This window comes from Eikenella sp. NML99-0057, from assembly GCF_001648535.1.
GTDB lineage: Bacteria > Pseudomonadota > Gammaproteobacteria > Burkholderiales > Neisseriaceae > Eikenella > Eikenella exigua.
The window spans coordinates 24,557-46,245 of sequence record NZ_LXST01000008.1; the positions used below are offsets into that span (position 1 = coordinate 24,557).

The 21,689-nt window shown below is 50.9% G+C and carries 35 protein-coding genes and 1 tRNA gene; 18 read left to right on the forward strand and 18 right to left on the reverse strand.

Annotated features, from left to right (window positions below; genetic code table 11):
• The 14 genes from A7Q03_RS08630 to A7Q03_RS08690 form a co-directional block, all read right to left on the reverse strand.
• Nucleotides 1-396 carry a helix-turn-helix transcriptional regulator gene (locus tag A7Q03_RS08630; RefSeq protein ID WP_067449080.1) on the reverse strand — a complete coding sequence of 132 codons (396 nt, stop codon included), beginning with the start codon at nt 394-396 and terminating at the stop codon, nt 1-3.
• Nucleotides 397-673: 277 nt separating this feature from the next.
• Complete coding sequence (locus A7Q03_RS08635) at nt 674-1,498, reverse strand: KilA-N domain-containing protein (RefSeq protein WP_067449082.1); 825 nt, start codon at nt 1,496-1,498, stop codon at nt 674-676.
• A 255-nt stretch (nt 1,499-1,753) separates the two neighbouring features.
• Nucleotides 1,754-2,206: a hypothetical protein gene (locus A7Q03_RS08640; RefSeq protein ID WP_156502951.1), complete on the reverse strand. Its 453-nt coding sequence runs from the start codon at nt 2,204-2,206 to the stop codon at nt 1,754-1,756.
• The gene (locus A7Q03_RS08645) at nt 2,203-2,520 is read right to left on the reverse strand and encodes a DUF4282 domain-containing protein (protein ID WP_197474761.1); all 318 of its coding nucleotides are present in this window, start codon (nt 2,518-2,520) and stop codon (nt 2,203-2,205) included. The genes A7Q03_RS08640 and A7Q03_RS08645 overlap by 4 nt, the downstream gene beginning before the upstream one ends.
• An 88-nt stretch (nt 2,521-2,608) precedes the next feature.
• A complete protein-coding gene (locus A7Q03_RS08650) occupies nt 2,609-3,106 on the reverse strand; it encodes a hypothetical protein (protein WP_067449088.1) in 498 nt (165 codons plus the stop codon).
• 1 nt (nt 3,107) lies between these two features.
• On the reverse strand, nt 3,108-3,263 hold the full coding sequence (locus A7Q03_RS10285; RefSeq protein WP_153705602.1) for a hypothetical protein: 156 nt from the start codon (nt 3,261-3,263) through the stop codon (nt 3,108-3,110).
• A complete protein-coding gene (locus A7Q03_RS08655) occupies nt 3,264-3,683 on the reverse strand; it encodes a recombination protein NinB (protein WP_067449090.1) in 420 nt (139 codons plus the stop codon).
• Entirely contained in the window at nt 3,680-4,234 is a 555-nt protein-coding gene (locus A7Q03_RS08660) for a recombination protein NinG (RefSeq protein ID WP_067449092.1), read from the reverse strand. The genes A7Q03_RS08655 and A7Q03_RS08660 overlap by 4 nt, the downstream gene beginning before the upstream one ends.
• The gene (locus A7Q03_RS08665; protein ID WP_067449094.1) at nt 4,221-4,454 is read right to left on the reverse strand and encodes a hypothetical protein; all 234 of its coding nucleotides are present in this window, start codon (nt 4,452-4,454) and stop codon (nt 4,221-4,223) included. The genes A7Q03_RS08660 and A7Q03_RS08665 overlap by 14 nt, the downstream gene beginning before the upstream one ends.
• Nucleotides 4,441-4,641 (reverse strand): hypothetical protein, encoded by a 201-nt coding sequence (locus A7Q03_RS08670; RefSeq protein ID WP_067449096.1) that lies wholly within the window; start codon nt 4,639-4,641, stop codon nt 4,441-4,443. Before A7Q03_RS08670 ends, A7Q03_RS08665 begins: the two co-directional genes overlap by 14 nt.
• Complete coding sequence (locus A7Q03_RS08675; protein ID WP_067449098.1) at nt 4,638-6,035, reverse strand: DnaB-like helicase C-terminal domain-containing protein; 1,398 nt, start codon at nt 6,033-6,035, stop codon at nt 4,638-4,640. The genes A7Q03_RS08670 and A7Q03_RS08675 overlap by 4 nt, the downstream gene beginning before the upstream one ends.
• 1 nt (nt 6,036) lies before the next feature.
• A complete protein-coding gene (locus tag A7Q03_RS08680; protein ID WP_067449100.1) occupies nt 6,037-7,020 on the reverse strand; it encodes a replication protein in 984 nt (327 codons plus the stop codon).
• Complete coding sequence (locus A7Q03_RS08685) at nt 7,017-7,253, reverse strand: hypothetical protein (RefSeq protein ID WP_067449102.1); 237 nt, start codon at nt 7,251-7,253, stop codon at nt 7,017-7,019. Before A7Q03_RS08685 ends, A7Q03_RS08680 begins: the two co-directional genes overlap by 4 nt.
• A gap of 149 nt (nt 7,254-7,402) precedes the next feature.
• Complete coding sequence (locus A7Q03_RS08690) at nt 7,403-7,609, reverse strand: hypothetical protein (protein WP_067449106.1); 207 nt, start codon at nt 7,607-7,609, stop codon at nt 7,403-7,405.
• A gap of 157 nt (nt 7,610-7,766) precedes the next feature.
• Here A7Q03_RS08690 and A7Q03_RS09940 point away from each other — a divergent pair, with 157 nt between their 5' ends.
• A complete protein-coding gene (locus A7Q03_RS09940; RefSeq protein ID WP_082880736.1) occupies nt 7,767-7,973 on the forward strand; it encodes a KTSC domain-containing protein in 207 nt (68 codons plus the stop codon).
• A 20-nt stretch (nt 7,974-7,993) separates the two neighbouring features.
• Here A7Q03_RS09940 and A7Q03_RS08700 read toward each other — a convergent pair whose 3' ends face one another.
• Both A7Q03_RS08700 and A7Q03_RS08710 read right to left on the reverse strand, forming a co-directional pair.
• The gene (locus A7Q03_RS08700; RefSeq protein WP_067449110.1) at nt 7,994-8,305 is read right to left on the reverse strand and encodes a hypothetical protein; all 312 of its coding nucleotides are present in this window, start codon (nt 8,303-8,305) and stop codon (nt 7,994-7,996) included.
• A gap of 223 nt (nt 8,306-8,528) precedes the next feature.
• Nucleotides 8,529-8,717 carry a helix-turn-helix transcriptional regulator gene (locus tag A7Q03_RS08710; protein ID WP_067438194.1) on the reverse strand — a complete coding sequence of 63 codons (189 nt, stop codon included), beginning with the start codon at nt 8,715-8,717 and terminating at the stop codon, nt 8,529-8,531.
• 107 nt (nt 8,718-8,824) lie between these two features.
• Between A7Q03_RS08710 and A7Q03_RS08715 the strand changes: the two genes are divergently transcribed.
• The 14 genes from A7Q03_RS08715 (at nt 8,825) to A7Q03_RS08775 (ending at nt 16,492) form a co-directional block, all read left to right on the forward strand.
• Nucleotides 8,825-9,448: a LexA family transcriptional regulator gene (locus A7Q03_RS08715; protein WP_067449112.1), complete on the forward strand. Its 624-nt coding sequence runs from the start codon at nt 8,825-8,827 to the stop codon at nt 9,446-9,448.
• A 17-nt stretch (nt 9,449-9,465) separates the two neighbouring features.
• Nucleotides 9,466-9,768, forward strand: coding sequence for a hypothetical protein (locus tag A7Q03_RS08720; protein WP_067449114.1), 303 nt, complete (start codon nt 9,466-9,468; stop codon nt 9,766-9,768).
• A gap of 131 nt (nt 9,769-9,899) precedes the next feature.
• Entirely contained in the window at nt 9,900-10,853 is a 954-nt protein-coding gene (locus A7Q03_RS08725) for a hypothetical protein (RefSeq protein WP_156502952.1), read from the forward strand.
• Nucleotides 10,853-11,383, forward strand: a complete 531-nt coding sequence (locus A7Q03_RS08730; RefSeq protein ID WP_067449118.1) for a hypothetical protein — start codon at nt 10,853-10,855, stop codon at nt 11,381-11,383. The genes A7Q03_RS08725 and A7Q03_RS08730 overlap by 1 nt, the downstream gene beginning before the upstream one ends.
• A 388-nt stretch (nt 11,384-11,771) precedes the next feature.
• On the forward strand, nt 11,772-12,062 hold the full coding sequence (locus A7Q03_RS08735; protein WP_067449120.1) for a hypothetical protein: 291 nt from the start codon (nt 11,772-11,774) through the stop codon (nt 12,060-12,062).
• Nucleotides 12,063-12,080: 18 nt separating this feature from the next.
• Nucleotides 12,081-12,323, forward strand: coding sequence for a hypothetical protein (locus tag A7Q03_RS08740; RefSeq protein WP_067449122.1), 243 nt, complete (start codon nt 12,081-12,083; stop codon nt 12,321-12,323).
• A 141-nt stretch (nt 12,324-12,464) separates the two neighbouring features.
• Nucleotides 12,465-12,701: a hypothetical protein gene (locus tag A7Q03_RS08745; protein ID WP_067449124.1), complete on the forward strand. Its 237-nt coding sequence runs from the start codon at nt 12,465-12,467 to the stop codon at nt 12,699-12,701.
• Between the two features lie 2 nt (nt 12,702-12,703).
• Entirely contained in the window at nt 12,704-13,039 is a 336-nt protein-coding gene (locus tag A7Q03_RS08750) for a hypothetical protein (protein ID WP_067449126.1), read from the forward strand.
• A 195-nt stretch (nt 13,040-13,234) separates the two neighbouring features.
• Complete coding sequence (locus A7Q03_RS08755; protein ID WP_067449128.1) at nt 13,235-13,753, forward strand: hypothetical protein; 519 nt, start codon at nt 13,235-13,237, stop codon at nt 13,751-13,753.
• Nucleotides 13,750-14,376 (forward strand): lambda exonuclease family protein, encoded by a 627-nt coding sequence (locus A7Q03_RS08760; RefSeq protein ID WP_067449130.1) that lies wholly within the window; start codon nt 13,750-13,752, stop codon nt 14,374-14,376. The genes A7Q03_RS08755 and A7Q03_RS08760 overlap by 4 nt, the downstream gene beginning before the upstream one ends.
• Complete coding sequence (locus tag A7Q03_RS08765) at nt 14,373-14,774, forward strand: single-stranded DNA-binding protein (RefSeq protein WP_067449132.1); 402 nt, start codon at nt 14,373-14,375, stop codon at nt 14,772-14,774. The genes A7Q03_RS08760 and A7Q03_RS08765 overlap by 4 nt, the downstream gene beginning before the upstream one ends.
• Before the next feature lie 9 nt (nt 14,775-14,783).
• Nucleotides 14,784-15,095 carry a hypothetical protein gene (locus tag A7Q03_RS08770; protein ID WP_067449134.1) on the forward strand — a complete coding sequence of 104 codons (312 nt, stop codon included), beginning with the start codon at nt 14,784-14,786 and terminating at the stop codon, nt 15,093-15,095.
• Nucleotides 15,096-15,221: 126 nt separating this feature from the next.
• Entirely contained in the window at nt 15,222-15,551 is a 330-nt protein-coding gene (locus tag A7Q03_RS10890; protein ID WP_153705579.1) for a helix-turn-helix domain-containing protein, read from the forward strand.
• Nucleotides 15,461-16,492 (forward strand): site-specific integrase, encoded by a 1,032-nt coding sequence (locus A7Q03_RS08775; RefSeq protein ID WP_231868028.1) that lies wholly within the window; start codon nt 15,461-15,463, stop codon nt 16,490-16,492. Before A7Q03_RS10890 ends, A7Q03_RS08775 begins: the two co-directional genes overlap by 91 nt.
• A gap of 20 nt (nt 16,493-16,512) precedes the next feature.
• On the opposite strand, the gene A7Q03_RS08780 is transcribed toward A7Q03_RS08775, so the two are convergent.
• Nucleotides 16,513-16,588, reverse strand: a tRNA-Thr gene (locus A7Q03_RS08780).
• 425 nt (nt 16,589-17,013) lie between these two features.
• Complete coding sequence (locus A7Q03_RS10295; RefSeq protein ID WP_156502953.1) at nt 17,014-17,430, reverse strand: hypothetical protein; 417 nt, start codon at nt 17,428-17,430, stop codon at nt 17,014-17,016.
• Nucleotides 17,431-17,541: 111 nt separating this feature from the next.
• Between A7Q03_RS10295 and A7Q03_RS08790 the strand changes: the two genes are divergently transcribed.
• From A7Q03_RS08790 to aceE, 3 genes are all read left to right on the forward strand, one after another.
• Complete coding sequence (locus A7Q03_RS08790; RefSeq protein WP_067449138.1) at nt 17,542-18,138, forward strand: Smr/MutS family protein; 597 nt, start codon at nt 17,542-17,544, stop codon at nt 18,136-18,138.
• A gap of 310 nt (nt 18,139-18,448) precedes the next feature.
• Complete coding sequence (locus A7Q03_RS09955) at nt 18,449-18,922, forward strand: SH3 domain-containing protein (protein WP_153705577.1); 474 nt, start codon at nt 18,449-18,451, stop codon at nt 18,920-18,922.
• 79 nt (nt 18,923-19,001) lie between these two features.
• Nucleotides 19,002-21,686: a pyruvate dehydrogenase (acetyl-transferring), homodimeric type gene (gene aceE / locus A7Q03_RS08795; protein ID WP_067449140.1), complete on the forward strand. Its 2,685-nt coding sequence runs from the start codon at nt 19,002-19,004 to the stop codon at nt 21,684-21,686.
• Nucleotides 21,687-21,689: the final 3 nt, after the last annotated feature.

Genomic DNA, 21,689 nt, shown 5'->3' on the forward strand with positions numbered 1-21,689 from the left:
CTACTCTGATTTGGCATTATCATTTTTCCCTTGTGTGGAGGTTAATTGAATCTCCGCTAGTAGTTTGGCAAACAGTTCTAATTGCTTTTTATTTAAATCAGAATTCGCAAACCCAGCAACCAACATCTGATGCTGCAAGTTCAGTCCATCCAATGGTGCAACTTCATTAGCAACCATCGCCTTCTCCCTCAATCGCATAGATTCTATTGGATAATCTAAACTCAAAAAGAAGTCTTCAATATCACTAACAAAATCCATTGGCACTTTACTACGACCGGTTTCTATGGCACTTAAAAAAGCTGGTGACTTACCCAATGCCTCAGACATTGTCAGCAACGTTTGCTTGGTTTGGCGGCGAGCCTCACGGACAGCTTCGCCGAATTTTGTCAGCCCCATGCTTGTCCTCCCTTTTTATGTTAGTTGGTGGTATTACTATTAAACAGTTTACATTATAGTTGATGTAAAACTATAATTCAAGTATTTTAGTTGAAAAGTTGATTTATAGCAAAAACAATAACGTAATAAGCAACACTCCCATTCTCCAGCCTGCCAAATATGGCGAATTCGCCGTAATTAAAATTACGCTGTCACATGAGGAAGTGAACTAGTTCCAAAATGGAACTAGTTCGAACCCAGCCCCGTGATGCGTTCGCGGGGCTTGGGCTACCTGAAATTAAGCATTCAGTTTGTGATAGCGGGCTTTCTCTGCACTATCGCCATCCCAAGGGAAGTATTGGAAATACTCGTTGTCTGGCACTCTGATACCAGCCTGTTCGGCCACATTGCGCAGGAACATGATGCTATCGGCAGCATGGTCGTTCAGCGTAGCGGCTAGGCGGCGGTTCAGCCCGCGCAAGGCTGCCCTATGCTGGTAGATAAATTCGGCGCAGTACAGGCTGTTGATTACGGCGCCCTGCAAGTTACGCAGGGGTTGGGGCTGCATATTTTCAGGTAGCCTATCCAACACTTCGCCGTTCATTCCGCTGTGTAACGTGAGCGAATGCACATAAGCCACCGCAGAGGGCAACAACGGGGCGGCGATTTGGTCGATATGCGCCACACCGAAGCGCTGATGCACCATACGGTAGGCGGCCGAATAATCGATACCGCAGCGGGCTACCAGCAGCTTGACCGCATCCACCAAGCCGCGCCGCTCGTCTATCGTGGTTTGGGTTTCCAGCTTAGGGCTACCTGAAACATCTTCTTGCGTGTCGAGAAACGCGCGGATAACTTTCAGCGAGAAGGCCGGAGAAATCCACATACCGTAATGCACCACCAGCTCTTTACTTACGAAAGTGCCAAGCCCTTGTTTTGACTGGATAACACAGTTTTGTGTTTTCTCTAATTCTTTAATAAGTTCAATAGCTTGCTGACTACGAAGCCAAGCATGGGGTTCATGCTTGCGTTCTTTGCCGGCGGCACGGTGTAAATCGTTGATGGAATAAAGACCGTTGAATTGACGGACGGAGACATTGGCCACAGAGATTTGAGCGTTCATTTCTGAACTCCTTTTGATTTAGGGATTAAAGGCCACCTGAATAGGTGGGGGTGTCCTACGCTCAAAAGATGCGCCGGGTCGTTGCCGATACCCGCACCCCCGTAAACTTGGAAAATCTGTTGAAGGAGAGAGCAATCAGCAGACTGTTGGGGATTTGGTACAGATACAAAAATACCGACAACTGGTCGGGTACAGCTTTTGAAGTAGGAGACTGCATCATAAACAAAACCCCCTGATTGCGCAAGGGGCTGGCGTTTACCTGTTTCTCAACTGCCGATAATCAATAGCTCTGCTATATGATGAATTATCTATCATCGGGTCTGACCGAACCATTTCAATACAGCGATTTTGTATGATAATTTGCTGGTCTCTCCATTTACTTGTAGGCAAGGTACCATCAAAAATTTGGGTTCGGATTTGGCGTGCCATCGCTATTAAATCCTGATACGAGGCCATGGATGACAAAGAGTAAGCGCCGTCCCTAGCAATAGATTCCATAGCATAAGCACTGACTTTCTCATCCGCCGCTTGAAGAGAGTATCGTCCAGTATAGGCAAAGTTATAAACGTTTTGAGTGAATGAAATAAATCCCCTTAGTGTTTGGCATTGCTCCGGCCCATCATCCCCTGCTGGCAAGATAGACTTCACTTCCGCTATAGATGGCAGGGAGATTGACAACAATATGATAAATAACATTTTTTTCATCATTGCTCTCCTTGTCTCGGATATTTCCTATTTTGCTCAATCAAATAGCCGATTCTCTCGGCAGTCTTATAGGTGTTCTGTTGGATTTTGAACATAACCACAGTAAATTCAGCCCACAAGCGGATAATCAGGTTGCCGAATATCAGCAAGCCCAAACCTGCGAATATCCCCATCACACCGCCGACCTGCTGCGCCTCAATCTGAGACTGCCCACCGGCAAACCCGCCCATCATCAAGCCGATGGCGAACAGGTTATTGACCAATAGCAGCAGCCAGTAAATCAAAGTGATGATTTTAGTGGATAAAACAGAATCCAAGAAAAATATGCTACGCATTCCTAATCCCCTCTAAAAATGGTTAATTGGTATCTGCTATTATACAAACCTTAAAGCAATTTAATCTATCTTAATCTAAAATCCCCGCTTGCCTCAACTCTGGCTCCAGTTTGCAAATGGCGCTATTGAGCAGCCCGGCAACGATTTCCCCAACCTGTTTCTTTTTCCGCCACAACGTTACTCGCCCAATATCAAATCTATCCTGAATCTCTGTTTGCTTCGGGCTACCTGAAAAAATATGAGACAACAGGGCATCACAGAGCAACAAGGAAATGCCTTGCTGCTGTTCTAAGATGTAGCTGCTCAAATCCACGATACGGCTTAAATTGCTGCCGTATTGGGCTTCTACAGCACAAAGCTCCAAATGGTTCAGCAGTCGTTCCACCCTTGCCCGTATCATCGCACTGTTGGCGTGCCAGTCATGTTGTGTCATCCCTTGTCCGCCGCCACGACTTACGCCCTTATCCTCCACCCAGTGGCAAATTTGTGCGGTATTGTTCAATGGCTCAATCCGCATACAAGATAAGCGGTAGGCGTGGCTCAATGCTGCTTCGACTGACTGGTACATGCTATTTCCTGTTCATCTGTTTGGATAGTAGTTTCTTGATACGGCGGCGTTTCATTACTCGATACCAGCGGCTTGCCCGGATTTTCTCTTTGCGTTGCCGCTGGGCTTCACGGCGGGCTACTTCATCAAAGGTCGGGTCTTTGTAGGTTTGCGGCATTCACCCCTCCCTTCCGCCAAACTCCACCCCGTTGCCCGCCGCCCACGCCTGGATATACTCAATCAAACTCGCCGTACGCCGCACCCCCATCCGCGCCGTACTCTCCCGTAGGTTGATGACTTCGCCCTCCAAGCCAATCGCCATTTCAGCCGTGCCGCCGGTGGCAATCCGATGCCCGGAGACAAAAATCATCTTCCATTGCTCGATTGAGAGTTTCTGGCCATTAAAGGTTTTATGTTTCGCAATATCCCCCAGCATCGCGTGCAGCTTGGCATTTTGCGCATCCGAACGTTTCCGTTCCCGCACTTCCACAATGACCTTTTCATGCGACTGCAATAGCGTTCCCGCCATCTCATACGCCAGCTTCATCACATCCCGCTTGTTTTTCTTGTCCAGCACCCGCTCAAACTTTTGGCTCATTCGATTTCCCCCGCCTTCCGGCGGTATGCCGCCGCCAGTTCGCGCAGCTCCTCTTTCGTCCACTTCCGCACTTCATGGTCGGCATCCAGCTCTTCCACCCGTGCCCGCCCGATGCGTTCAATCAAGCCGATACGGTAGCCCCGGATATTGCCGCTCTCGTACAGATTGCAGCGCACACAGCCACCATGCACATTGTCCTCGTCAAACCGCAGCTTGCCGCTTCTGCCCGCCGGCACATAGTGGCAGGCTTGAAAGTTCTCTTTCCACGGCATGCCGCAGCTGATGCAAGGCCTGCCCCTATCCCGCAGCCGGATGTAGCGGTTAAACGCCGCTTGCGCCTTCTTGGTCAGCCCCGGTATCGTCTCCAGCTTGTGTCGCAGCGCCTTGGTTCTCGCCCGCTCCTTGCGCTTGGCTTCCCGCTCTGCCTTGGTAGCCGCCTTGCGCTTCTGCTCACGCCGATACTCAATGCCGCAGGTTATGGAACAGACAAGCTGCCCCATCCTCTGCTTCTCAAACACCGTGCCGCATACTTTGCATTTACGCCCGGCCATCCCGCTTCCTCCCGCGCCAAGCCGCCCGGTAGCGTTGCGGGTATGATGTGATGTAGCCCCGGTATTCGCGCCAGCATTCCGATACGAACAGCCAAGCCCCGGCCAAAGCCGCGAATATCAGCAACAGCACAAAGCCAATCAACAGCACCACGGGCGAAGTCAGGATATACAGCCGTCTGTGCTGCTCGTAACGTTGTAAAAATTCATCAATCGATTCCATGTTGTTTTCTCACTTTCTCCAAAATCTCTTCACGGGTCGGCGCACCGGATAGGGCAGTCAGCTGGTGCAGCATCTTCTCCTGCAGCTTCCTGTTCGGCCGGCAGCGGCGGATTTGTTCGGCACAGCACACCGGGCAGCGGAAGTTCAGCACAGGGCCGGCAGGCGGGCAGCAGGGGCAATCCGTCATAGCTTCCTCCCGCTGTGTTTGCCTTGTTGCGGCGGCGGGTTGCGTTTGCGCCAAATGGCATCCACGTATTCATCCGCCACATCCACCGCCCGGCTGAACGCCCCTTGGAAGCAGGCATACGCCGTGCCGGTCTCACCCATACGCTGCTTGGCGACAATCAGCTCCAGCATGTCATCGGTGCGGTCTTGGGTGTAGTAGCCGTGGCGGTAGTTGAAAATCACCGCATCCGCATCCTGCTCAATCGCGCCGGAATCGCGCAGGTCGCTCAAAGTCGGGCGTTTGTCCGCGCGTTTCTCGCATTCACGGGAAAGCTGGGACAATACAATCAGCGGCACGTCCAGTTCTTTTGCCAAAATTTTGCATTGGCGTGAAAGCCAGGTTACGCGGGCGGTGTCGTCTTTAAACTTGCGCCCGCTCTCGTCAATCAGCTGCAGGTAGTCAATCACCACCAAATTCAGGCCGTGCTTGTTTTTGATTTGGCGGGCTTTGGCGCGGATTTGTGCAATGGAAATGGTTGCCCGCACATCCGTGAACATCTTGCGCCCCATCGATTTGCCCAGCCCGTTATTGAGTTTCGTCCAGTTCTGCCCGCTGTCATCGCTGCCTTTCTGCAAGTCTTTCAGGCTCACTTCAGCCACCGAAGCCAACGTCCGCAATGCCAGCTGTTCCTTGCTCATTTCCAAGTTAAACACCAGCACCGCGCCATCCTGATAGCGGTCGGCAATGTTTTCCGCAATCGTCATGCTTACCGCCGTTTTGCCCATTCCGGGGCGGCCGGCCATGATGTACAGGCTGCCTTTCTGCAAGCCCATCATCAGCTCGTCCAAGCTACGCAGGCCGGTTTCCAAGCCCACCATTACGCCCTGATTGCGATAGCGGCGGTCGAATTCCTGAATGCCGATACGCATCAGCTCCAGCGTGTCGAAGGTGGCTTCGTTGTCTTCGGTCGAAAGCGCCATCTCGTCCAGCTGGCGGGCAAAATTGGCAATCGTCTCGTTCGCGTTGTAACCACGGCTGGCCACCAGCTGTCCGGCAAACTCACGCGCTTTCCGGTAAGCCTCACGGGCGCGGTAGCGTTCGATTACCGAAGCCGCACACTGCGCTACTCTGCCGTAGCCGGTATTACCGTGGATGAAGGAAAGCAACTCGTGGTCGAAAGCTTCCGGTTGGTTGGTTTGCAGCCAGTCTTCGATTGAAAATAAATTCGGGTCTCTCCCCGCTTCGGCCAAAGCCAGCGCGGCACGGAATGCGGCAGCCAGTCGGAAATTGTAGAAATGCTCCGGCTTCAGCTCCGGCGCTTCGTCCAAAGCTTGGCGGCCACGGCAGATGATGCCGCCGATTACTTCGGCTTCCGATTCATCGCTGTGCAGGCAGTCCATGTTCAGCTCATCCATCTCATGCCCCTTCCAGCACACGGGCCTCCATCACTTCCGCCCGCAGCAGGTATTCAAATCCAGGCTTCCAGTTCTCATGCCCTTTGCTGCGCCCACCTTCGCCGGTAACGAATGGGTCTTGCCGGCATTGCTCGAAGTACAAACCGAACCACTCGATGCAATGTTTGCCGCTAGGCGCTTCGCCTCCAATCAGGCCGTTCTCGTCTGCCCAAGCCGCAATGCGCTGTTTGGCAATCGCCCAAGCTTTCGGGATTAGGCGCATCCGCTTGGCATTGGTTTGGGTAGCAGCCAGGTTTACCTTGCGTACCCCTTGGCAATCAGCAAACACCCGATTGAACTCGCCTGCAATCGCTTCGAAGCGTTTGCGGTTGTCAGCAGCCTGTTTGTTTTTCTTGTCTTCAGGTTGTGGGGTAGGACAATCCGCATCCTCTCCCGCGCTCTCAGTAGCCATTGCGTCAGCGATGGCAAAAGTCTGATTTTCAGCATCCGCGTTTTCGTCATGCGTCGACGAATATATATTTATGTATTTTGGTAGTTGTATATTGTGCGTAGGAATTTCCAACGGTTGAGCGTAGGAATTTCCTACGGTCGTAGGATTTTCCTCGTAGGAATTTCCTACGGTCGTAGTAATTTCACACGCCCATTTTTCTACCGGATTAAAGCCGGTAATGAAGCCGAATTTCCCTTTGCGCGAGTGAATCACACCCATCTTGAGTAAGCGGTTATATGATTTGCTCGCCTCACAACGATGGATACCCAAACTGTCAGCAATCTGCTGGATGGTCATGTCGTCTTCGGTTTTGTTGTAGCCGTAGGTTTTGTCCATCACTTCGCAAGCCACACGCCAGTCATTACCTTTCAGCACACGCTTGGCCGTCCTGAACACATCATTCGGAATTTGTATAAATCCGCTGTCCATACGTTGCCCCTCGGCAGGCGGTGGCGTATCCCGCCGCTCAAACTTGATAATCTTGGCCGTACTCATTTCTCCGCTCCAGTCTGTTTCAGGATACGTTTGTTTGTCTTCGCCATCCGTTTGCTCATCGGCTCAGCCATCATCCGCGCAATCTGCTGCGGCGAACGGCAGTTAATTTCCGCCTTGAACAAGTCGAGCAGCTGGCGCACATTGCCGGCTTTAGCTCGATGCGCGGCAACCAAGCGCCGACTAATCTGCTCAATCCGCCGCTCGCGCAACCAATCTTCAATTCGCTGTCTCATTTCCGATTCCTCACGTCCACCATCTGCGCCTTAGTTTTCAGGCTGCCTGGAAAATCATGCTTGCCAATTTGGATAATCTGATTCATAATCTGCTCCGATTTGTAGCTCTCCCTAACACCATTGCCCGCCACGCTCCGGCGGGCTTTTTTTCATCCCCACCATTTCCGAAGGCGCCGAAACCAGGCAGCCTTGGCCGGCACATAAATCCGTTGCATGATTTGCCCGTCATAATGCGCATTGGCCGCAGCCCCCAGTTTCTCCCTAGCCTCTTCCGGGCTGTCCGCCCAAATGCTCAATGACCACGTCCTGCCTTTGAAACGGTAGGAGAACGTGTATTCGTTTTTCGCATAATCCATAGGAGTTCCTTTAGCTAACCTTCCCGCTTGGCAAACCGCACCAAGTCCAGAAAATCCCCGCACATTTCCAACGTGTGGCCAAACTCGTCCTTGAATCCGTAACGTTTGAAATAGGCTATAATTTCCGCCTCGCTCATCCGTTCGAAAGGTGCCGGGAATGCACCATCAATTTGTTTCGTCATCAACCCTGCTCTCCATTGGTTATGAACATCCGGTTTTGGAAGTGCGCTTCAAACATGGCGGCTGTTACCAGTATCACGGTGTGCCGGAAGGTGTGTATCGCGAACTGCTGAACGCTCCTTCCAAAGGCCGCTACCTGCACTACCAAATCAAACCCTTCTATCCGTGCTACAAAGTGTTCTGATTGCCCGTCTGTCCGGATTGTCATTGCTGAGCTTTCCAATATCGGCTGGCATAACCTAGAGCCATTGATGCAATTGCATTTGCAAAATCTTTTTCGCTAATTTCGCAGTCATCCGAACCTTGGCTGCAAGGCCCGACTTCTATAGGCAGCCCATCCGTTGCCGTCAGACGGTCGTCATAGCGCCGCACGGCGGCAACCGCACGGCACATTCCGTAAGCCGTTGCCCGCAAGTCAATCATCGGATGCGCCTCCGCCGTCCTCAGCAACGCATTGATAATCTCGTTGCGGTCTTCCAAAGACAGTACTTGCTCAATCTCTTGTCTTTCCCTCATCTTCTTTCCTTTCCTCAAAAATATTTGCGACCCTACTAGTCCCTAACTGTCTCTGTTAGTAAGTCTTTTATGGAGCTAACATGTCCATACGCGTGGCCATCCAGCACATAGCGGATATAAGCGCTGAGTGAAGTGAAGCCGTTAAGGGCAGCCAGCGTTTTCAGGTCGTCTTTCATCGCCTGAGGAATATGGAGCTTGACCTCTTCAGTGCATTTCTCACGCTTCATGGCTTAACCCTAAATACTTCCGCATACAAAGCACGCAGTTTGTCCATAACGATGTATGAAGGGGTTGTTCGGGTGCCGTTATTCAGCTTCGACACATAGGCGGTTGAGCAGCCAATATTCTTAGCAATAGCCTCATTACTCAGGCCTTTTTTCTTAATATTCGCTACAAGAGTTCTCGGTTTCATAGTCTTATCCTACTCATCAATAGCTGCATTATAAGTACTAATGTACTCAAAAAGCAAGCACCAAGATACTTATCTCATTAAGTACAATAGTACAAAAGGAAATTAAGATGAAAACACTACAAGACCGTTTGAAGTTTGCCCGAGCCAAAAAGGGATTAAGTCAAGCCAGCCTAGCTAAAGCCATCGGTAAATCCCAGTCCTCCATTGCCGCCATCGAAGCAGGCCGGAATAAAGAGACCACCAATATTGCTTCACTAGCTATGGCATTGGGCGTAGATGCAGTTTGGCTGGAAACAGGTAGAGGTACACCATTCATCAACAGTGCCAACGTCCGTGAGTTAGACATTCTCCTTAATACCGTCCCCCTCATCTCATGGGTCAAAGCCGGGTATTGGGCGGAAGCCATTGATTTGCTCCAGCCCGGCGAGGGCGAGCGCATCTCCACCGGTATCAAAGTCCGCCGCCACACCTACGCCCTAATCGTGGATGGCGACAGCATGGAACCGGAATTTACCGATGGCGACATCATCATCGTAGAGCCGGATGAAGAGCCCGTCCCCGGCAAATTCGTCATCATCCGCCAAAACGGCGGCGAGGCCACCTTCAAGCAGCTCATTAAAGACGGCAGCCGCTGGCTGCTCAAGCCGCTCAACCCCCGCTACCCCGTCATGGAGATGCGCGAAGACGCCGTCTTCTGCGGCGTGGTTAAAGAAAAAATCAAACGCTATTAGCTAAAAGGAAAATAAGGATGAAAGGTTTGGCACTCATAGTTTTCTTGGCCTATTCGCTGGCTTCGCTGATATTGGGAGTAATGGGTATAGGCCATGAATTTGGTTACTGGTGGGCATTTGCCGCAGTTGCCGCTTTTATTTTCGCCCGCTTTGCCATTCCGATATCTGTCGGCGTCTATCTCTATGCCCACCACGTTTTGGGTTGGCATTGGATCGGCGCGGCCGCATTCGCCTTCCCATTGGTCGCCGTCCAAGTCGCCTTACTGTTCGGCGTAACACTTGCAACCGCCTTCGAATACATCACACGCCCCAAGTCATAGGCCGCGTATTTTGGTGGAGTGTGTTGGATTAAGCGCTGCGGCAGGATGGGATATTGCCGCAGGGGTTGGCTGGTGACTAGGCTTGTTTGTTATTTTTACTTCTACTTTTTTATAACCACTTTTTTATTATTATGGAACATAAATTATCGCCATATGTATTGCGCTGTTACAACTCTAACTTTGATGATGATAGTGAGGATTTGTTTTGGGATGGGAAAAGGACAAATCAATACCTATATTTGGACAAAATAAATAACCATGATTTATTTGATGTCCTTGCAAAGTATTTAGAAGGGCAGAGGACGGATGCACCAAGAAAAGTATCTGATGAAAAAATGCTGTTCCAGGTTTCCGATTTAACGATTGATTCTAAAAATAGAATCATCCACGGATATATACAGAAAGGAAACTGGGGAACTCCTGGTAAAATTTTTAATTACGCCAACCCAGATGAACAGCCACGAGAACTAAAAAACACAGATGCAGTTTTATTGAAATATTTCTTTTATTTTTATATTCCTAAATGTAAAAAAGAAGCAATCTGTATTTTCCACCATATAGGGCAATATGGCGTAAAAACCCTTTTTTCAGATTCATTTAAAGATGTTTTTAGAAACATTAGCAGAGGATTAAGGCTGCAATATAATCCGATGCAATATGGGAATATTTATGAAAAATGGAGCAACGCCGCATTAAAAGAAATAAAAATTAGAAAATTTAAGCTATTGCGTTCCGATGTAGCAGACCAATTAAAATCCATATCTACTGATTTTGATGCTTATTTAGTTATTAGAGCCAGTCGAAAGAAGCCTTTTAGGATTAGCCTGAGCGGCTTCCGTGAGAAAGATAGTATCGAAGCAAAAATGGTTGAAATGCTTGAAAAAGAGCATGGTTGCCAAGTTTCAGGCTCTTTTGAATTGGATGGGCATAAAAGAGTATTAAAGGTGGGATACAAACAAAGCATTTCTTCTGATATAATCTTAGAAGAAGATGAAATTAATCAAGACAACGGAGAGCTAGACCATCTTAAGCTGCTAAAACTGACAAAAAAAGTGGTCAAGGATATTGCTGATAGGATATACTGATGAGTGCCAAAATTGATATCAGAATAATTATTTCAAACCATCTCAAAACTTTAGTTGATACCAATGATAAGGTGGTGTGCAGTGATTATTTTGTGTTCTTTGGTTTCCCATTTTTTCTTGCGATTTTTTTCGTATATAAGAACTATACATTAAACTCGGACGTAGTGAGTACATTGGTAAATTTTGGAGCAATTTTTTCTGCATTATTAATTAGTGTTCTTATTATGGTTTATGACCAATATCAGAAATTATGTTATGCTCAAATAGCAAATGAGGATATGGCTTCTATAAAGGATATTGAACGGAGAAAAACAATCATCCAACAAATGTATCACAACATTTCATATTGCATCCTCTTATCAATTATCTTGGTTGTATGCGCACTACTTTATCAAGCATTGGAGCCTTCTTGTTCTTTATCAAGGTATGTCCTGATACCGTTGAATGTCTTTGTAACAGGGAACTTGCTTTTAACCATATTAATGGTGCTTAAGCGAACGTATCTCTTAATCACAACAACCAAAGGATGACCCAGCCCGCCCCGTGCGGGCTTTTCTTTTGCCCGTCAAATCCCATCCAACCGTAAACCAGTAGCTGACTGTTGCCGCCAAGTGCGGCTTTTTTTGTTGCGTGTGAAAAATAAATTCAACGGATAATCAAGTACTAAAGTAATTTATACTGAAATTAAGTACAATAGTACTTTACAAGTATTGAGTACAATAGTACTATACACCCCAACGAAGCGCAACACCGCTTCACCGCCACCCTCAAGTAGCAGCAGTCAGGCCGGAGGGGAACTGGGGCAAGAGATAGACAGGCCAGGAAGCCGCCGCCCCTATCAACGGTACGCGAATTTTTAACAGAGCCATTTCAAGGAGATGGCTTGATTAAACATTTGACACAAGGAAGAGAGCAATCATGTTACGCATCGATAGACACCACGACAGCCAGCTAGCCGCCCACTTGAGCAGTCTAGATTATGACAGTTACGTCTCCGACACGGCAGACGAAATCATAGCCGACAGCATCCTAGACGACATCATGCACCGCCTAAGCCCACAGGCCGAGCGCGAAGTTCGGAACATCGTTTTAGAGATGGCTGAGGAACGCATCAAGAAAGAGCGCGAAGATGTAGAGAAAGAAAGAGAGCAAGACGAGCGCGAATACCGCGAGGAGTGCATCAACGAAGCATACTGGAATAGCTTCTAACATAAGGAAGAGAACATCATGCAAAGCAATACGGATTGGAAGTGCAGCCGCGCCATTAAGGTGCTGCAGCGCAGCATAAACCTTATCCAAGGCACAACGCTGGATGAGATCATAGACGGGCTAAGCCCGGAGGTGCGGTCTGCAATCATCAGGCACATGATGGATAAAGCCGACAGCCTTATCCGCGAGGAAGAGGAAGAACAAGAGGAAGAGCAGCGCGAACGCGAACAGCAGTTCATAGGCTTGGCAGCCAGCCAATAACCGCAAAGTGGCGCAGAGACCCCCAGCCGGCGGTGGGGCAAAACACCGGCAGCAGGCAACGGAAAAAGCAAAGACCTCCTATACGGGTAATCCCCCCGAAAAGTCGCCGGATGCCTGCCAACAACAAACAGGAGACCCAAAATGAAATCCCCCCTCGCCGCCTGGACAGCGGCCTTTTTTATCGGCGCGGCCTTTGTCGCCATGCCCACCCTAGACAGCCAAGACCAGTATTTGCAGACCACAGAGACAGCCGCTGAGCGCGTGTCAGCACTAGACCGCCAAGCAGCGCAGGAAGCCGCCGAAGCGCAGAAATACTACGAAGAGATGACCGACTACGAGGTAATGCGCGGCGTGGTGTACGAGCCGGAAGGAGATTAATAGTGAATCAGAAAGAAGATATGTACCGCAAAACCTACTCGCTAGAGGCCAACACCATTTTAGGCATGGCTGCATCCGTTGCCGGAGCGGCGATACACCACTACCGGCTCAACCCCAAAAGCGAAGATAGCAGGTTAATGGCCATCACCATTCCCCTCGTGCGGAAAAACATCGCCCCGATTGTCGAAGATGCCTATTACGTTGCCAAGAAAGGCGACGAAGGGCAAGACATATTTTTGGATGCGGTGTTCAGAACGGTCATGCTGCTTGATACCGCCTGCAAAGAGGCAGCAGCGCTTGGTTTGGCCGAAGAAACACCGAATCCGACTATCCAATAACCACCGGAGTAAATCATGTATCGCGTAATCGGAACGTGTAGCCAATGTGGTGGCAAAGTAGTTATCCCTGATGTATGGAGCGGCATCTTCCCGCCAACCCCAACCTGCCAGCGCTGTCATGCCACTGTGAAGCCGCCAGTTATCACTACGACCCCAGCCAAACCACCTGAACGCCATTTATCCTAGGAGCCAATCATGACCCAGCAAAACAAAACCCACTATCGCAAAGTATTTGACAGCCCCTACCTGTCCGCCGCCGATATTGTCGAGCCGGTAGTGCTTACCATCAGATGCGTTCAAGTCGAGGCAGACAAAACCAAAAAGACCAAAGACAGTATGAATACCGCCTACTTCGCCGAGCGTGAAATCCGAGCCGGCGAGCCGTTAAAACCCATGATACTCAACGCTACCAATTCCAAGATGGTCGCCAAGATAACCGGCAGCCCGTTCCTGGAAGACTGGAACGGCGTGCAGGTAGAAATCTATGTAGACCATAACGTACGCTTCGGGCGCGAAACCGTGGAAGGGCTACGCATCCGCCCTGCCGCCGTCCGGCCAAAAGAGAAAAAAGAACTTACCCCCGCCAATCAGAAAATGTGGCAATACGCCATTGATGCCTATAAGCGAGACGGCAACTTAGATGCGGTGGAAGCTCGCGTTCTCATTAATGAAGAGAACCGTCAGGCGCTTATCCGGCAGGCGACCCAATCATGAAATGGTACGACATCGAACAGAACGGCCCGGAGTGGGAAGAGCTGCGCGCCGGGCGGCTGACTGCTTCCAACTTCGCCCTCATCATGGCCAACCAACCCAAAGCCTTCAGCGATGCCGCCAAACGCCTGGCCGTGCAAATCGCCTTCGAGCGCATCAACGGCCATTCCATGCGCGCCCACTACGGCGACGGCTACAGCAATGCCGACATGGAACGCGGCCACATAGAAGAGCCGGCAGCCCGTGCCTTGTATGAGGCAGAAACATTCTGCACCGTGCAAAACGGCGGCTTTTTCTGTGATGACTATATCGGCTGCTCCCCCGACGGCCTTATCGGAGAGGATGGCGGCATCGAAATCAAAAGCGTGCTGCCGCAAACCCACGCCGCCACCAAACGGCGCGGCAGCTTCGACCCCGCCTACCGCTGGCAGATACTGGGCAACCTTGCCCACTCCGGGCGCGATTGGTGGGATTTTGTCAGCTATTGCAGCTTCGCCCCCGATCCATACCGATTATTGGTTTACCGCGTCTGCCGCGAGCAGTATCACACCCAAATCCAGCAGCTTCTCGCACGGGAAAAAAGATTCATCGAATTGATAAACAAACAGATAAAGGAGTTTTCATGAGTGCCATCGCAGTAGCAGGCCGTTTCACCAAAGACGGCGAAATCCGTATTACCCCGAACGGCCACCACATTCTTAATTTCGGCATTGCCGAAAACATCCGCATCAACGGGCAAGAGCAGGCACAGTTCTTCAACTGCCAACTGTTCGGTAACCGAGCCGAAAAGCTTGCCCCTTATATCAAAAAGGGCGGGGCGGCTACCGTATTTGGCAGCCTGCAAATCCGCCAATATACCGACCGCCAAGGCATAGAGAGGCAGGGCATCGACATCATAGTCGGCGACATTACCCTGCAAGGCAGCCGCGACCAAGCCCACGCTTCCCAACCGGCAACACATCCTGCCGCAGCAAGGCAGTCTGCGCCGGTGGAGGATTTAGACAGTTCGGAAATCCCGTTTTAGGAGCAAGTCATGACACAGCAATTCAAATTTGGCGACATTGTGCGAGATGCTGATGGTAAGCAGTTTGTTTTCCTGCGCGGATACCTATCAAGCTGTACCGTAACCGGAGAGGATGGCCGTACATACGACTACCTAACCAACCGCCTGCAACCCATCCAGCACTCCGACACCGAGCGGCTGGACTGGTTGGCCGACCCAACAAACGAAATCGGCAAAGTCATACTGCCGGGCTGGTGCTCAGACGAATATAACAGCCTGCGTGATGCAATCGATGCCACCATGCAGTCGCACGCGGCCGCGGAAGCAGAGGAGCAACCATGAAAACATTTACCCAAATCCGCGAATGGGCAGAAGCCCGCAACTGCAAACCCCGCCGCGTAATGCGGCTTTAATTTTGGAGATTGATTAACCGGACCGCCTTCGGGCGGTCTTTAGTTTGGAGACACCATGCAAACCTACAACATCCACGAAGCCGCCGAAGTGCTGAAGTGCCACCATCATACCGTTTGCCACATGTGCCGTACCGGCGAAATAGAAGCCTTCAAAGCGGGCAGGGCATGGGTAATCACAGAAACCGCACTTGAAAACTACATTGCCGCGAAGCAGAATAGCCAACAGCAAGCGGTGATTGGCAGAAGGAGTAAAGCACAATGTCAATCCATCTCAACAAACACGGGATATGGCAAATATCCTTTCGTACACCAAGCGGTGTCCGCTTTAGACGTACTGCTGGAACAACCGACCGACAACTCGCGCAAGAGTTGCACGATAAACTAAAGCACGAGCTTTGGCGGCAAGAGAAGCTAGGGGAGAAACCGCAGCGCCTATGGGATGAAGCCTGCATCCGCTGGATACAAGAAAACCAAGGCAAGAAAAGCCTATCAGACGACAAAACAAAGATAAGGCTGCTAACCGAACTGCGCGGCCTGCCACTTGAGATGCTAACCCGTGACCTAATCCATAGCGTAGTGAATAAGCGACCGGGAACAGGCAGCACCAAGAACAGATACTTTGCCCTGATACGCGCCATCTTGAATAAATGCGTAAACGAATGGGATTGGCTAGACAAAGCCCCCAAGCTCAAACTTCACAAAGAGCCAAAGAAACGCATCAGGTGGCTGTATCCCGAAGAAGCACAGCGCCTAGTTAATGCCTTGGCACACCTGCCCTATATGCAGCATCTGGTTATCTTCTCGCTCGCTACCGGATTGAGACAAGCCAACGTGCTTAATCTCAAATGGGAGCAGCTAGACCTTAACCGGCAGGTGGCCTGGATATATCCCGATCAAGCCAAAGCAGGGAAAGCGATAGGTGTGCCGCTCAATCACACCGCCATGCAAGTATTGATGGGGCGGCCACGGGTAAGCGATTATGTGTTTACCAACACACGCGGCGGCAGAGTTCAAGAGGTTAGCACCAGGGTATGGCGCGAAGCGTTGGAGAAAGCGGGGATAGAAGATTTCCGCTGGCATGATTTGCGGCATACTTGGGCAAGCTGGCTAGTCCAGCAGGGTACGCCCCTAGCAGCGCTAAAAGAAATGGGCGGTTGGGAAAGTATCGAAATGGTGCAAAGGTATGCCCACCTGGCACCGGAACACCTTTCGCAACACGCCAGATTGATTGATTCAGACCTACGCCCCGGAGTCGAGTTAGTCCAAAATTTGTCCAAAGTGCCAGAGAGCATTCAGGCAAGAAAAATCGCAAACCAACTTAACTAGCTGATTTGCGATTAGAAGTGTGGTGCCGGCGGCAGGAATCGAACTCGCGACCCCCTGATTACAAGTCAGGTGCTCTACCAACTGAGCTACACCGGCAAGAAACGCTGCATTATGCCGATGTTGTGTATATTTGGCAAGTAGGCGCTGCAAAAAACAGTGGAACGTGGTTTTGCGGTAACTTGGTGAGAATGGGTAAGAATAGAATGGTGTAGCATATATTCTCAGGTAGCCTGTTGCGGGAACCAGGCTACCTGAAATATGTTTGTGGTGGTTTAAGCTTAACCAGTGAGTTGTTTGGTAATCAGTTTTTTCACCGGTGGCAGGTGGTTGCTCAGGCGCAGTACAGTATTACGCAGGAATTTGGCGGGTAAAGAAGCCGGCGGGTGTGTACATTGATCAAGAGGTGGGCGTGGATGCTGCCGGCTGGTGTTATGTTGCCGAGCTTGTGTCGGCAGCGATGAGCAGGCAGGCGGATATGGTATCGCCGTTGTCGAGCAGGATGCTCACGTTTTCTTCGCCATCTACGGCTTCCTGCACTTTATGGCTGGTGAGAAAGTGGACATTTTTTGCCGGCTGGCAGTTTGGTAGGAGGTGCGGCGGATGTCGTGAGTTGGATATGAGGAGGCTGAGCTGGCCTTTGCCGTTGGTGTGTGGGGGGGGAGTTGATGGTGCGGGGGAGCTGTCCTTGAGCACTTTGGGGCTTTGAGCGGGTAGATACCTTCGGCGGGAATGTGCTGCCACAGGCTGAGTTTCCCCATGATGCCGTGCGAGGGGTGGGTGAGGGCGATTTTGCAGCTATCATGGGGCGGGTTAGCCAAGGGTTCCTGGCTGCTTTGTTTGATAAGCAGGATGTTCAGGCTGCCGTATGCGGCTGCGGTGGCGAAGCTGAGGCTGGCTGGGCCGATGCCGATAATGACGATATCGCAAGTGTGCTGCATGGTAAAGCCCCTCTTGGAGTGGTGGGAAAATCGTGTGGCTGTATCCGATTATGCCGCTTCAGTTATAAAATAGTCAGTTGAAAAGATGAAACTAGATATGGAGCCGAAATAATGGATAAACAGGATACGCAAAAGCTGCTGCAGCAATTGGGTAAGGAGGCGAAGCGGTGGCAGGAGGAAGTGGCGGCGCAAACGAGGCAGCAGCGGCAGGAAGAGCTGGATTTTGCGGCGGCAGTGGGCAAGGTTACGCCGCTGAAAAACAGTAATCGGGTGGCTGCACCGAAAGACAATAAACCTTTGAAACGGCGGTTTGATGAGGCGGAGTGGGATGATGAGTATTTTTATGTGAGCGCCGACAGCGAACACGAGCCGCCGCGTTCGTTTTGCAAAAACGGCCGTGGGCAGGACGACATCCGCCGCCTGGTGGCCGGTCATTGGCCGTGCGTGGGGCGCTTGGATTTGCACGGCTGCACGCACGAGGAAGCGCAGCGGGAGTTGAGCGAGTTTCTTGAGGAAGTGTTGCGACGCGGGGTGTGCGCGGAAATCGTGCACGGCAGCGGGCTGGGTTCGCACGGCTTTGTGCCGGTGTTGAAAAGCTTGGTGCGCCGCTGGCTGATGGCGCATCCGGAAGTGCTGGCTTATGTCGAGCCACATGGTGCGAACGATGGGGCTGTGCGCATTTTGTTGCGTAAACGGCGTGCAGGGTAGGCGGTTCTGTTTTGTTGTTTTATGTATATGCCATCCTAGCCTGTTTTCGGATGATTTTTTAGGCAGTGAGGTGCCGGAAAGGGGCTTGTGTCTTGAAGAATAAAGGCTTTAAAAGCCTGAAAAAAACGTTGCCAATCAGGCGCAAGACTGTTAATATTCCATGGAAATGCAGAGTGTTGCAGCATTGTTGGTGTGGCAGAAATCTTTAGGAAACAGCGGTTTCCTAATTTTTCTGTTTAAGTGCGTGCTTTGTAAGAGTTTTATGTAGATGATTAAGATACTATGTTTGTAGGAAAGGATTTTGATTGAGATGAAGAAATTATTAATAATGATATTTTTTTTAGCAATTTCAAGTTTGGGATTTTCTAGAGAATTTGCAATACATAGTGGAGTTTTAGATGGGGCTAATCTTAGGGAAAAACCTAATACTAATTCAAGGATATTGGCAAAATTAGATATCTTTGACGGCGGTGGAATAATAAGAAAAGAAGGAAGCTGGTATTATATTGAATATAAAACAGAATCAGGGAAAACTGTCTATGGATATGTCCATGAAAGTCAAGGTAATGTAATAGATTATTATGTAGTTTCAGCAAGAGATGGCTATGCAAATGTAAGAGCAGGATCTTCTTCTGAATCAAGAATTATGGGAAAGGTATATAATGGAGAAACAGTGCATTCCTATGGGGAAGAAGGAGATGGATGGCTACATATTACATGGGATGGATCTGCGGAAATACCAGTGGCGTATATTCATAAAAGCCAAGTAAGAAAAATAGAATAATAATATGGTAGATTTTTACTGTGTTGCCAAACGAAAAAGCAAAGCTCATTTATTAACTCAAGAAATGAAGATAGGAATTATGTCTGTCGAAAAACATGATATCGACCCGATTGAAACCCAGGAGTGGTTGGATGCGCTCAGTTCCGTGCTAGAAAACGAAGGCTCGGAGCGGGCGCATTTTCTGTTGGAAAACTTGGTGCGCTACACCCGCCGTCGCGGTGTGCACCTGCCGTTTAGCGCCACCACCGCGTATCTGAACACCATTCCGGTCGGCAAGGAGCAGAAATCGCCCGGCAATCAAGAGCTGGAACACCGCATCCGCGCCGCCATCCGCTGGAATGCCGCCGCCATGGTGCTGCGTGCCGGCAAAAAAGATTTGGAATTGGGCGGCCACATCGCTTCCTTCCAGTCTTCCGCTACTTTGTATGACGTGGGCTTCAACCACTTCTGGCGTGCCAAAGACGAAGCCGCCGGTGAAGAAGGCGATTTGATTTATGTTCAAGGCCACTCTGCTCCCGGCATTTATTCCCGCGCCTTTGTGGAAGGCCGCCTGAGCGAAGATCAGCTGAACAACTTCCGCCAAGAAGTGGGTGGCGACGGCTTGCCGTCTTATCCGCACCCACACCTTATGCCTGATTTCTGGCAGTTCCCCACTGTATCCATGGGTTTGGGCCCGTTGATGGCGATTTACCAGGCACGCTTCCTGAAATACTTGGAGTCTCGTGGACTGGCCAAAACTAAAGGCCGCAAAGTATGGTGCTTCTGCGGCGACGGCGAGATGGATGAGCCGGAAAGCCAAGGCGCTATCGCTTTGGCCGCCCGCGAAGGCTTGGACAACCTGATTTTCGTTATTAACTGCAACCTGCAGCGTTTGGACGGCCCGGTGCGCGGCAACGGCAAAATCATCCAAGAACTGGAAGGCAACTTCCGCGGCGCAGGCTGGAATGTGTTAAAAGTGATTTGGGGTCGCCGCTGGGACGGCCTCTTGGCACGCGACACCAACCACGCCCTGAAACAGCGCATGGAAGAATGCCTGGATGGCGACTACCAAACCTTCAAGTCCAAAGACGGTGCATACGTTCGCGAACACTTCTTCAACACGCCCGAACTGAAAGCCCTCGTGGCCGATATGTCTGACGACGAAATCTGGGCCCTGAACCGTGGCGGCCACGACCCGTACAAAGTTTATGCCGCTTACCATGAAGCCGTGAACAACGCTGGCGGCCGCCCCACTGTGATTTTGGCCAAAACCATCAAAGGCTACGGCATGGGTGCATCCGGTGAAGGCCAAAACGTTGCCCACCAAGCCAAGAAAATGGACGTGAAGTCGCTCAAACAGTTCCGCGACCGCTTCGGCATCCAGGTAACCGACGAGCAAATCGACAGTGGCGACTTGCCCTACTTCCGTTTTGCTGAAGACAGCCCGGAAATGCAATACCTGCGAGAGCGCCGCAACGCCTTGGGCGGCTACCTGCCGGCACGTAATCCGAACAACGAAGCCCTACCGATTCCGGATCTGGAAACCTTCGGCACCCAGCTACAATCCAGCGGCGATCGCGAATTCTCCACCACCATGGCTTTTGTGCGCATCTTGGCTGCCTTGTTGAAAGACAAGCAAATCGGCCGCCGCATCGTGCCGATTGTGCCCGATGAGAGCCGCACCTTTGGTATGGAAGGCATGTTCCGCCAATACGGCATTTGGAACCCGAAAGGCCAGCAGTACACCCCGCAGGATAAAGACCAGCTGATGTTCTATAAAGAGAGCGTGGATGGCCAGATTCTGCAGGAAGGTATTAACGAGCCGGGCGCCATGGCCGACTGGATTGCTGCTTCCACCAGCTATGCCAACAACCGCTACGCCATGATTCCGTTCTATATCTACTACTCCATGTTCGGTTTCCAACGCATCGGCGATTTGGCTTGGGCTGCCGGCGACATGCACGCCCGCGGCTTCCTCCTGGGCGGCACCGCAGGCCGCACAACCCTGAACGGCGAGGGCCTGCAGCACGAAGACGGCCACAGCCAGCTGCAAGCTGATTTGATTCCAAATTGCATCAGCTACGATCCGACTTTCCAATACGAAGTGGCCGTAATCATACACAGCGGTTTGCAGCGCATGTATGTGGATAACGAAGACGTATTCTTCTACATCACCCTGATGAACGAAAACTACGCCCACCCCGCCATGCCGCAACGCAAAGGCATCGAGCAGGAAATCCTCAAAGGTATGTATCTGTTCCGCGAAGGCGACAAAGGCGACAAACGCGTTCAGCTGATGGGATCCGGCACCATCCTGCAGGAAGTGATTCATGCTGCCGATTTGCTGAAAAACGATTTCGGTGTGGAAGCCGACATCTGGTCTTGTCCCTCATTCAACCTGCTGCACCGCGAAGCCATCGAAACCGACCGTTGGAACCGCCTGCACCCGGCTGCCGAGCAGAAACTGCCCTTCGTGAGCCAGCAGCTGCAAGGCTATGCCGGCCCGGTTGTAGCCGCTACCGACTACATCCGCAGCTTTGCCGACCGCATCCGCGCCTATATCCCCAAAGAAAACGGCGATTATGTAGTGCTCGGCACCGACGGTTTTGGCCGCTCCGACAGCCGCGCCAACCTGCGCAGCTTCTTCGAAGTAGACCGCTACCATGTGGCCGTGGCCGCGCTGGACGCTTTGGCCAAACAAGGCAAAGTGGGCAAAGACGTGGTGCAGAAAGCCATCGAGAAATACGGCGTTCAAACCGAAGTTGCCCCCAGCTGGAAACGCTAATCC